The sequence below is a fragment of the Pseudogracilibacillus amylolyticus (SeqCode) genome (genome assembly GCF_051918545.1).
Taxonomy (GTDB): domain Bacteria; phylum Bacillota; class Bacilli; order Bacillales; family Amphibacillaceae; genus Pseudogracilibacillus.
Window position 1 is genome coordinate 1 of sequence record NZ_JBPPZG010000168.1, and the last position, 8,809, is coordinate 8,809.

The 8,809-nt window shown below is 34.0% G+C and carries 8 protein-coding genes; 6 read left to right on the top strand and 2 right to left on the bottom strand.

What is annotated here, in order from left to right; all coding sequences use genetic code 11:
- The first annotated feature begins 803 nt into the window (after positions 1-803).
- The 4 genes from ACPYKA_RS15770 to spoIID all read left to right on the top strand — a co-directional run bounded on the left by ACPYKA_RS15770 (position 804) and on the right by spoIID (position 4,496).
- Positions 804-1,034 (top strand): DUF1146 family protein, encoded by a 231-nt coding sequence (locus ACPYKA_RS15770; RefSeq protein ID WP_479543175.1) that lies wholly within the window; start codon positions 804-806, stop codon positions 1,032-1,034.
- Positions 1,035-1,121: 87 nt separating this feature from the next.
- Positions 1,122-1,832 (top strand): YwmB family TATA-box binding protein, encoded by a 711-nt coding sequence (locus ACPYKA_RS15775; RefSeq protein WP_479543176.1) that lies wholly within the window; start codon positions 1,122-1,124, stop codon positions 1,830-1,832.
- 33 nt (positions 1,833-1,865) lie between these two features.
- Positions 1,866-3,197 carry a UDP-N-acetylglucosamine 1-carboxyvinyltransferase gene (murA, locus tag ACPYKA_RS15780; RefSeq protein ID WP_479543177.1) on the top strand — a complete coding sequence of 444 codons (1,332 nt, stop codon included), beginning with the start codon at positions 1,866-1,868 and terminating at the stop codon, positions 3,195-3,197.
- A 318-nt stretch (positions 3,198-3,515) separates the two neighbouring features.
- Positions 3,516-4,496, top strand: coding sequence for a stage II sporulation protein D (spoIID, locus tag ACPYKA_RS15785; protein ID WP_479543178.1), 981 nt, complete (start codon positions 3,516-3,518; stop codon positions 4,494-4,496).
- 37 nt (positions 4,497-4,533) lie between these two features.
- Here spoIID and ACPYKA_RS15790 read toward each other — a convergent pair whose 3' ends face one another.
- Positions 4,534-5,622: a serine hydrolase domain-containing protein gene (locus ACPYKA_RS15790; protein WP_479543179.1), complete on the bottom strand. Its 1,089-nt coding sequence runs from the start codon at positions 5,620-5,622 to the stop codon at positions 4,534-4,536.
- Positions 5,623-5,694: 72 nt separating this feature from the next.
- Positions 5,695-6,135 (bottom strand): MarR family winged helix-turn-helix transcriptional regulator, encoded by a 441-nt coding sequence (locus ACPYKA_RS15795; protein WP_479543180.1) that lies wholly within the window; start codon positions 6,133-6,135, stop codon positions 5,695-5,697.
- Between the two features lie 173 nt (positions 6,136-6,308).
- On the opposite strand from ACPYKA_RS15795, the gene ACPYKA_RS15800 reads away from it, so the two are divergent.
- Together ACPYKA_RS15800 and spoIIID are read left to right on the top strand one after the other, a co-directional pair.
- Positions 6,309-7,199 (top strand): peptidoglycan DD-metalloendopeptidase family protein, encoded by an 891-nt coding sequence (locus ACPYKA_RS15800; protein WP_479543181.1) that lies wholly within the window; start codon positions 6,309-6,311, stop codon positions 7,197-7,199.
- Between the two features lie 693 nt (positions 7,200-7,892).
- Complete coding sequence (gene spoIIID, locus ACPYKA_RS15805) at positions 7,893-8,159, top strand: sporulation transcriptional regulator SpoIIID (protein WP_336261116.1); 267 nt, start codon at positions 7,893-7,895, stop codon at positions 8,157-8,159.
- Positions 8,160-8,809 lie beyond the last annotated feature (650 nt).

Here is an 8,809-nt window from a genome sequence, read left to right on the forward strand (position 1 = left end):
AATCTTATTTCCCGTGGACAAATCGGAAATTTCGTGGTTAAATCGTAAATTTCGTGGATAACGCGTACTTCCGTGGTTAATTCTTATTTCCCGTGGACAAATCGGAAATTTCGTGGTTAAATCACGAATTTCGTGGATAACGCGTACTTCCGTGGTTAATTCTTATTTCCCGTGGACAAATCGGAAAACTTCGTGGATAAATCGTAAATTGTGTGGATAACGCATACTTCTGTGTTTAAATCTTGTTTTCCGTGGACAACCCGGCAAACTTCGTGGTTAAATCTTGAATTGCGTGGATAACGCGTACTTCCGTGGTTAATTCTTATTTCCCATGGACAAATCGGAAACTTCGTGGTTAAATCTCGAATTTCGTGGATAAACCGATATCTTATGTTTCTTCCGTTAGTCCTATCGTTAAAACCGATGATCCTACAATGATGAAATAGAAAATTAGCTGGATACCGACCGGATTAAACGGATCCTATATATACAAAAATACAGATATAATTCACATTCAAATATGCATAACGACAAAATCCTCTGATCCAATTTCAATAAACATTATATTTTTCACACAATATTCGCTATTTCCCGGGAAATGTTTTAATTATTATTATTTTCGACGTAAAAGGTTAGGGTTCACTCGACAAACGTCGTTTTTATATTAAATATTTTGTAATTTGAAAAAAACTTAATAAAGTCTCGACCATTTAATGACCTCATTAGTTTATTTCTTCATTGACTTTTCCATATGTTCATGGCATTGTTGACGGTATAAATAAGAAGAGAAGTTAGGTGATAATATGATTTCAATTGGCTATTTCTCAATTATTGGGATGTTGTCACATGTTATATTTATCTATATTGCATGGACGGCACTGCAAGGAATTAATGTCGAACCATTTGTTCGAAAAAATAAAATTACGGAAGCGCGGATTATTCTTATTTTTATCGCAATCGTTATTGGGACTGGCGTAAGTAGATTTGTTTTAGATATTATTCAATGGTCCCAAGATCTAATTTATTTATTTTGATTTCGATGTTGATTCATGTAAATATTTGTCTCGTTTAAATAAATTCCTCCTGTACATACTGAATGATAATGACAGGGGGAATTTTTCGTGAAAAAATTTATTTTCTTAATATGTACGTTTATATTGGTAAGCCAAACACCGATTAATGAAGTTGCCCATCAAGAGTTATCTTTACTGGCACAGGCGGGTCAAGAAGAAGGTTGGGATTTAAAAAATTGGCAAGTAGTATCCATTAATGACATTTCTAAAAATGATTTTGACAATATTTTAAACATGTTACAAAATAGTCACTTTGTCTCTTTATCAAAAAATAAAAATGCGGTAATATATACATTTGAGAGTAAAAAAACGAATGATTTAATCGATCATTCATTTAGAGCTATCATTCAGCAAAATAGCAAGGATCAGGTAACATTGCAGACAATAATTTCTGGTGATGAATGGAACGACAAAATTTACAATTATTACAGTCGCTTAACGAAAGACTTACAAAGAGATTATAATATAAAATTTACCAGAAATTTCACTTGTTTAAAGTTCAATGTCAGTGGTATAATTAAAAATGGGTCTTTATTTGACGAATTTTGGAAGAAAATGAAAGTTGTACATAGGAAAGAACAGTATGACAATGTTCAACAATCAATATACGAAAAAGAATTCTATGGTTATTCTCCTTCTTTAGGAGAAGAAATTATTGTAAATAACGAAAAAATAAATTTCCAAATAGCTTTGAAAAAAATCACAGAAAATAAAACAGAAATAATTGTAGGAACGCCTATGATATTGAATGAATATTAATATACTGAACAGAAATTGAAGGAGAATTGTCAGATGGATAAAATCGTTGTAAAAGGTGGCAAGAAATTAAACGGGAATGTTAAAGTTGAAGGAGCAAAAAATGCAGTTCTTCCCGTACTGGCAGCAAGTTTAATTGCGAGCGAAGGAAAAAGTGTAATTTATGATGTTCCAACTTTAGACGATGTATATATAATAAACGAGGTATTAAGAAATTTAAACGCGAAAGTCCAATTCAAAAATAATAGAGTAATTATTGATGCCACAAATACATTAGAGACAGAAGCGCCTTTTGAATATGTCCGGAAAATGAGAGCTTCTGTACTTGTTCTAGGTCCACTGCTTGCGCGATATGGCCATGCAAAAGTTGCTTTACCTGGTGGATGTGCGATCGGATCTCGTCCAATTGATCTTCACTTAAAAGGGTTTGAAGCAATGGGAGCAAAAGTAAACTTTGGCAATGGCTTTGTAGAAGTTTATGTAGATGGAAGACTCCAAGGGGGAACAGTCTATTTAGATGTTGCAAGTGTAGGTGCGACAGAAAATATTATGATGGCAGCAAGCTTGGCAGAAGGAAAAACAGTTATAGAAAATTGTGCAAAAGAACCTGAAATAGTTGATTTAGCAAATTATTTGAATAAAATGGGTGCTAAAATTGTTGGTGCAGGTACGGAAACAATTCGAATTCATGGAGTAGAGAAGCTTCATGGAGTTGAACATACGATTATCCCAGACCGGATTGAAGCAGGTACGTTTATGGTTGCTGCTGCGGTAACTGGTGGAAATGTCTTAGTGGAAAATGTCGTGACAGAACATCTTAGACCGTTAATTGCAAAATTACGGGAAATGGGTGTGGAAATTACAGAAGAAGAAAATGGCGTTCGCGTCAAAGGACCAGAAACTTTAAAAGCTACAGATATAAAAACTTTACCACATCCAGGCTTTCCAACTGATATGCAATCACAGATGATGGTAGCTATGTTACGGGCAAAAGGAACAAGTGTCGTAACAGAAACGGTATTTGAAAATCGTTTTATGCATGTCGAGGAATTCCGTCGGATGAATGCGAATATGAAAATAGAAGGTCGTAGTGTAATTGTAGAGGGATTATGTAACTTACAAGGTGCCCAAGTGCAAGCGACAGATTTACGAGCTGCAGCTTCATTAATTTTAGCCGGTCTTTGTGCAGAGGGACAAACAGAAGTAACAGAGCTTAAACATTTAGATCGCGGTTATGTAGATTTTGCCGAAAAGTTAAATCGACTCGGTGCAGATATTCAGCGAATAAAAAATGATAAAAAAGAAGCGAAGGATAATGTAATTAAACTTGATTTTAATGCAAAAAATATTGCGATTGAAATCCCATAATTTAGGTATAAAAAAACAACTTCATCATATAATTATAACTAGTAAATAACAGGTAGAATTTCTATCTGTTATTTTTTTGGTTGTTCATTTAAAATCTATGAAATCATTTAAATAGGTTCTAAAAACTAGGGAAAGTGTATATATTTTAATATAACACTAGATTTACTAGACTTAATATTAAGCAAGGAGGGAATACCAATAAAAACGTTTAAAGGAGCTAAATCAAAAACAAAGCGTCGTCGAAAAAAGGTATTAAAAGCAATATCCAATCGTAACAACCCTCTATCTTCTAAAAATACTACCCGAAATATAGTAGGATTGGTATTCTTTACAATCCTCTTGTTTACGATTGTGTTAATTCCGACTCTAATTGTTATGATTCCGAAGTCGGACACTTTCACAGAAGATAATATTATGGAAGTCACAGTAGATCAAGAAGATATTGAGGTGTCCCAGTTGAATGTTTTTGTGGAAAGATCAGAATCAGGGGAAGTTGAAGAGATTCCACTAGAAAAGTATGTGGCATCTGTGGTGGCATCTGAAATGCCGGCTGAATTTGAAATGGAAGCATTAAAGGCACAGGCAATTGCAGCAAGAACATATATTGTAAATCACTTATTGCATCAAGAAGAGGAAGAAAAAGTAGTCATTTCTGATACAACAGAGCACCAAGTTTATAAAAATGATGCTGAATTAAAAGAGACTTTAGGTTCTGACTATCATTGGAAAATGGAAAAAGTAAATGAAGCAGTAGAAGCAACGAAAAATGAAATAATTACTTATGATCAGCAGCCGATTACTCCTACATTTTTTTCAATGAGCAATGGGTATACGGAAGATGCAAAAAATTACTGGGGTAATGAGTTACCGTATTTAAAAAGTGTTGAGAGCCATTGGGAAGAAAAGCATCCGGATTTTACAGAACAAATCGTATTTACACTTGATGAAATCAGCAGTAAATTAGGTGTTTCTTTACAGGCAGGTGTATCCATCCCAATAAAAATAGTACGGACTGAAAGTAATCGTGTAAGTGAATTAACCATTCAAGATAAGACTTTTTCAGGACGGGAAGTAAGAGATATGCTTGGGTTAAGATCAAATGACTTTTCGATTAAACAAAAAAATGAACATCTTATTTTTACTACAAAGGGGTACGGCCATGGTGTAGGTATGAGTCAGTATGGAGCGAACGGCATGGCAGAGGAAGGAAAAGATTATGAAGACATCTTAACTTATTATTATCAAGATGTGGAAATAGAAACAATTACAGAAGCGGCCCCGGCACTCGTGGCAAAATAAAGCAGAGAAGAGAGCAGACATTTATGTTTGCTCTCTTTTAAGATTTTATATAAGGTAAATGGGATTTAAAAATAGAATCTGCAATATTCACATTTACCATTTCTTCTAACCCAATGATCATTTTTAATAGTCTTACAAATGGTAGTTGTATAGTGGAATAAATTACGACACCTAGCTTGTGTTCTTTCATAAACCCACAGTAAGTGTGAAAACCTACAGTCGTTCCTCCATGATGAATAACCGGAGTCTCAGCCCACTTTTTATTTTCGATCATCCAGCATAATCCCATTTCGAGATGTTTAGTAGCTTGAACAGATTGTTTTTCATGTGTTAGAGAAATCGCTTCACGTAACGGGCTATCTTTTACGCCAATTTGATGTTCTACATATGTCAGCATATCATTCATTGTACTTTTGATTGCTCCAGCACCATTAATAGCAGGAAGTTCGATAGGGGGTACTAAATTACCTTTTTTGTCATATGCTTGTACGTATCGATCGAGATGAGACTCATTTACTGTAATAAATGTATCGTTCATTTCTAACGGTTTTAAAATCTCCGTTTTAATCGTTTCTTCATACGTCATGCCAAGTATGTCGGATAATGTATTGGCAAGTAAGCCAAGCCCAATATTCGAATAAACGAATTTTTTTCCGATCTCTCTTTTTATTTTGTAAGTCGTAAAAAATCGCTCTAAATCAGCTGGGGAAAAATCTTTATATGGATTACGTTTCCTTTCTTTATTTTCTTTAAGTTGTCTTCGAATCGTCTTCATGTCCTCTCTTGGCAAACCCGAAGTGTGTGTTGCCAAATGGCGAAAGGTTACTTCTTTTCCGTTATAAGTTAGTGCTTGTTTGTACTCTAGTTTATATTTACTAATTGGATCATCTAATGAAATAATATTTTCAGTAAGTAACTTCGCCAATAATAAACTAGTAAATGTTTTTGTTGTTGAGCCGATTTCAAAATATAGATCTCCTAAATCTGTATCGACACGTTTATTTTCGTCTTCAAGCAGTCCAATATACTCCCGTTCCCCGTTCTTCACCATACCGACGACAATACTGGCTTTTTTAGCTCGGGATGCTTCTTTTTTCATTAAATGGATGGTACTTTCTTTGATCATTTCTACTCCTCCTTAATTTAATGAACTTAATATTTAATTAAACTTAACTATTTTGCGAGATAAAAGAAATCATTATTTCATCTCATCAATTGTAATTTGTTTTAAATCTAATAATATGTTTCGAAATTGGGTTAATTTTTCCTCGCCTAATTGAGCATATAATTTTTCCGTAATAATAAGATCAATTTTTTCTTGTTTCTTAATATATTCGGCACCTTTGACTGCTAAACTTACAAGGATTTCTCGTCGGTTTTTTTTATTTATTTCCCTTTTTAGATAGTTCATTTCTTCTAGTTTTGAAACCTGCTGACTCGCAGCGCTCGGTGTTATTTCTAATTTATCGGCAATTTCTCGGATCGTTAAATTTGTGTTTGTATCAATGATTGTTAATAGCAGATCTTGCGCAGAGGTAATATTCTCATCGAGTAACTCGTTGTATCTTTGGTAAATTTGATTATTAATAAATTGGGTTGCATCATTAATTTCCTTTACAATTACATGTAAATTTTCCATCGACAATTAACCCCCTTTAATAATTAAGTCAACTTAACTATAACAGATTATATTATTAAAGCAATAGGTATTTTCTCTTAATCTAAGAAAGAATCAATAAAATTTGAAAAATCTATTTATTTTATGTATATATTTTTCTGATTCTGTTCACAATGGTGGATGAGGTGATAAATATGAAAGAAGTTCCAAACGAATCCAAAAAGAAATGGACTCGTATTTTCAAGAAGAAATGGTTTTTCCCAGCGCTATATATTGTACTTGCCGCATTTCTTCTAACTGGAGTTGTCTGGTACCAAAATGTACAAAGTAATTTAATAGAAGGACTGGATGATAACGAACAATCAGATAGTTCTAATCCAAGTTATTTTGATGAGGATGCAGAATCTGTTTTACAACAACAAGAAGTAATCAAAATGCCTGTAGATGATGAAGTGCAAACAGAAATAGTAACTAAATTTTACGATTACAACGCAGAACAAGAAGATCAAGAAAAAGGTCTAACTCTATATAACAATCGCTACTATCAGAGTACAGGTGTTGATATTGCATCAAGTGATGGAAAATCTTTTGACGTAGTTGCTTCCTTAAGTGGAACAGTTACAGAAGTTAAAGAAGATCCACTTCTCGGAAATGTTGTTGTAATGTCTCATGGTGAAGATATTACAACATACTATGCAAGTTTAGGAGAAGTAGCTGTTGAACCTGGTGCAGATGTAAAACAAGGTGATAAACTAGGTACTGCTGGGAAAAATTTATTCAGCGAGGATAGTGGCACACATGTTCATTTTGAAATTCGAAAAGGGGAAACAGAAGTAAACCCAGAAGAATTTTTCAATGAGCCATTAAATAAGTTGGTAGATTTTAATGTTGAAGAACAAGAAGAGCCACAAGCTGAAGAAGAAAATGCAGAGGAATCTGAAGCAAATGAAGAAGACGCTGAAACTGGAACAGATTCAGACGTTGATGTAGATGAAGAGGAAGAAAACGAAGAAGACGCTGAAGAGGATTCTGAAGAAGAAGATGCGGAAGCAAACCAAAATTTATCTTTCTCAATTACTGCATAAGTTTTAAAAAATTATAAAGAAAAATTGGCATATCAGCTAATAATAAGAAGAATGAGCCCTAATATATTAAGAGGGGCTTTTTTTTGTCCTTTTTTAGCAGTGCAGGTGAATCTCCAATAAAAATTATAGAAAATTCAGGTTAAACTCCTTGTCCTTTCTTAGAAAAGCTCAAAATTAATCATAAACAAAATTAATTGTTAATAAAATATGATTAACAGAGTAATCGCTAAATATCTGGGGTGCGAGTTAGTGAATCTTTTTTATAAGTAGAACAGATCGTATTAGCTTTCACTGTTTCATATTTTCCTAAAAAGATGCGGACCCATAGAATTGGGGAAAGCGGATAATGAATCTGAAAATGGTACATGGTTATCGCAAAATGGGCAAGTCACGTTTGACGTAAGAAAAACTTATATTGATGATAATGAATGTTTTAGAAATAAGTAGCATTTATACATATTAAACCAAAAAATAAGTTTTTCGTATAGAAAATTGACGGTGACTGAAAGCCCACTTTCGTTTGTCACAATTAAAAATAGAAGTAGATCACTTTTGGGAAATGAAGCTAAACAAGTGTCGTAGTTTCTAATACATTGGCGGATCCAAACGTCCTTGTTTAATCGTAATAACATGTCAACACCGCACCTTGTCTCACTTAACACCTCAGAAAATCAACATAGGGAGGCGACCGGTGTGCATGATTACATCAAAGAGAGGACTATCCGGATAGGTAGATATGTCGTAGAGACAAGAAAAACTGTCCGTATGATAGCGAAAGAATTTGGTGTTTCGAAAAGCACGGTTCATAAAGATTTGACAGAACGTTTACCAGAAATAAACGCAGAACTTGCAAAACAAGTAAAAGAAATTTTGGAATATCACAAATCGATACGTCATATCAGGGGAGGTGAAGCGACGAGGGAAAAATACAGAATCGAAAGAGAAAGTCAATCCGAGTAAGATTTATATCGAACAAGACTTAGAAGGAGGATGATTTATCGAAAAGGCTTGTGGGTGAATGTAACGTTACGATTGGCTATATCCTTATCAGACTCTAACTTGGTACCATAGTACGACCATTACTGCGTTACTATTTACTATAACACCGTTTACTTATCCGGCTGGGGAAGTGTTTGGTCCTTGGCTGGAGTTTTGATTTTAATGACAGGAGTTTCTTTTACTGTAAGATTAACTAGAGAATTAATACAATTTAACCAGCTAATTCCCGGAATAACCACGAAGAATGCGAATTAACCACGGGAAATTCGAAATAACCACGGTGAAAGGATTTATCCAGCCAATTCTTGAAATAACCACGAAGAATCCGATTTAACCACGGGGAATCCGAAATAACCACGTCGCAATGATTTAACCAGCCAATTTTCGAAATAACCACGCAGAAATCAATTTAACCACGGGGATATCGAAATAACCACGCCGCAACGATTTAACCATGAGGATTTCGAAAAAAATCGTTAGAATTTAACTAGTCAACTCAATTCCTGCAATAACCATACAAGAAATAACAAGAAAAGAACCGCGTTGTAGGAAAATAACCCGGTTCTAGTCAAAATTTTATTTATCTAATATTGAAGTAGTAAAAATTTTTG

Bases quoted from the DNA above. Each gene is read 5' to 3' on its own strand.
- ACPYKA_RS15800 (WP_479543181.1), top strand. From the start codon at position 6,309: ATGAAAGAAGTTCCAAACGAATCCAAAAAGAAATGGACTCGTATTTTC.
- murA (WP_479543177.1), top strand. From the start codon at position 1,866: ATGGATAAAATCGTTGTAAAAGGTGGCAAGAAATTAAACGGGAATGTT.
- ACPYKA_RS15790 (WP_479543179.1), bottom strand. From the start codon at position 5,622: ATGATCAAAGAAAGTACCATCCATTTAATGAAAAAAGAAGCATCCCGA.
- ACPYKA_RS15770 (WP_479543175.1), top strand. From the start codon at position 804: ATGATTTCAATTGGCTATTTCTCAATTATTGGGATGTTGTCACATGTT.
- ACPYKA_RS15795 (WP_479543180.1), bottom strand. From the start codon at position 6,135: ATGGAAAATTTACATGTAATTGTAAAGGAAATTAATGATGCAACCCAA.